This window comes from Microbacterium sp. B19, assembly GCF_000333395.1.
Lineage (GTDB): Bacteria > Actinomycetota > Actinomycetes > Actinomycetales > Microbacteriaceae > Microbacterium.
The window spans coordinates 1-1,571 of the sequence record NZ_BADA01000050.1 but is presented as its reverse complement, the minus strand read 5'-3'; the positions used below and the strand labels follow the sequence as shown (position 1 = coordinate 1,571).

The 1,571-nt window shown below is 72.2% G+C and carries 2 pseudogenes; both read left to right on the top strand.

Annotated elements, in window-relative coordinates:
• Positions 1-973: pseudogene (locus I5G_RS01885) on the top strand (RNA helicase); the annotation flags it as partial.
• A gap of 38 nt (positions 974-1,011) precedes the next feature.
• Positions 1,012-1,571: pseudogene (locus tag I5G_RS01880) on the top strand (apolipoprotein N-acyltransferase); the annotation flags it as partial.

The window sequence follows — 1,571 nt, the reverse complement described above, 5'->3', positions numbered from 1 at the left end:
GCGCGCGCGAGATCCTCGAGTCGTCGTTCGCGCAGTTCAGGCCGACCGCTCGGTCGTGGGCCTCGCCCGGCAGGTCAAGGAGGCCGAGGAGTCGCTCGCGGGCTACGAGACGGCGATGACGTGCGACCGCGGCGACTTCCGCGAATACTCCACGATCCGCCGCGAGCTGTCCGACCTCGAGAAGATCAACCGTCGTGACGCCACGGCGCCCCGGCGCCTGCGCGACGAGCGGCAGCAGCAGATCCAGTCGCTGCGGCGCCGGATGCAGCGGCATCCGTGCCACTCGTGCCCCGATCGCGAGGCCCACGCCCGCTGGGCCGAGCGGTACTGGAAGCTCAAGCGCACCACCGACAAGACGCGGCAGCAGATCGACCAGCGCACGGGGACGGTGGCGCGTGTGTTCGACCGGGTCGTCGACGTCCTCGCGGCGCTGGAGTACGTCGAGATCGACGACGACGGCACGACGACGCTCACGCCGGCCGGACGCACGATGCGCCGCATCTACGGCGAGCGCGACCTGCTCGTCGCGGAGTCGCTCCGCCAGGGCCTGTGGAACGCGCTCGACGCGCCGTCGCTCGCCGCGCTCGCGTGCTGCCTCGTGTACGAACCGCGCCGCGACGAGGCGGGTCCGGGCGAGCGGGGCCTTCCGCGGGGACCCTTCCGCGGAGCCCTGGATGCCACGCAGACGCTGTGGCAGGAGCTGGACGACCTCGAGCGCGACCACCGCCTGCCGGGGTCGGAGACACCGGCGTCCGGGCTCGCGCCGGCGATGCACGGCTGGGCTCGCGGGCTGCCGCTGGACAGCGTGCTGACCCTCGCCGACATGGCGGCCGGCGACTTCGTCCGATGGGCGAAGCAGACCATCGACCTGCTCGATCAGATCTCGCTCGTGGCCGAGCCCAAGCTCGCGAAGACGGCGCGGACGGCGCTGGATTCGGTTCGCCGCGGCATCGTCGCGTACACCTCGGCGTGATCAGGGTCGGCGCAGGTCCCGCGGCTTAGGCTGGTCGGGTGCCTCTCGCCGATCCGCCGCGACCGATCGTCCGTCTGGCGTTCGCCGCACCGCTGTCGACTGCGGCGGGGCTGCTGCTCGTCACCGCGTTCCCGGCTCCGGCGCTGTGGCCCATGGCGTTCCCCGCGGTGACGATGGCGCTCGTCGCCCTCGCGGGTCGGCGCGTGTGGTCGGCGGTGCTCGTCGGCTTCCTCTTCGGCGCCGCCTTCTTCTCGGTGAACCTGCTCTTCACGGCCCGCTATCTCGGACCGATCCCGTGGATCGCCCTGTCGGTCCTGGAGTCGCTGCTCACCGCCGTGTTCGCCGTGCCGATCGCGTTGGCGTATCGGTGGATGCCGCGGATCGCCCCGGGTCTCGTGGGGCGCGCGGTGCTCCTCCCGGCGCTCGTGGCGGGGCTGTGGACGTTGCGGGAGCAGATCGTCGGCTCGTGGCCGTACGGCGGCTTCCCGTGGGGCCGGATCGGCGTCTCGCAGGTCAACGGTCCGTTCGCCGAGGTCGCGTCGTGGGTGGGCATGTCGGGGCTGAGTTTCCTCGTCGTCCTGTTCTGCGCGATGGCGAT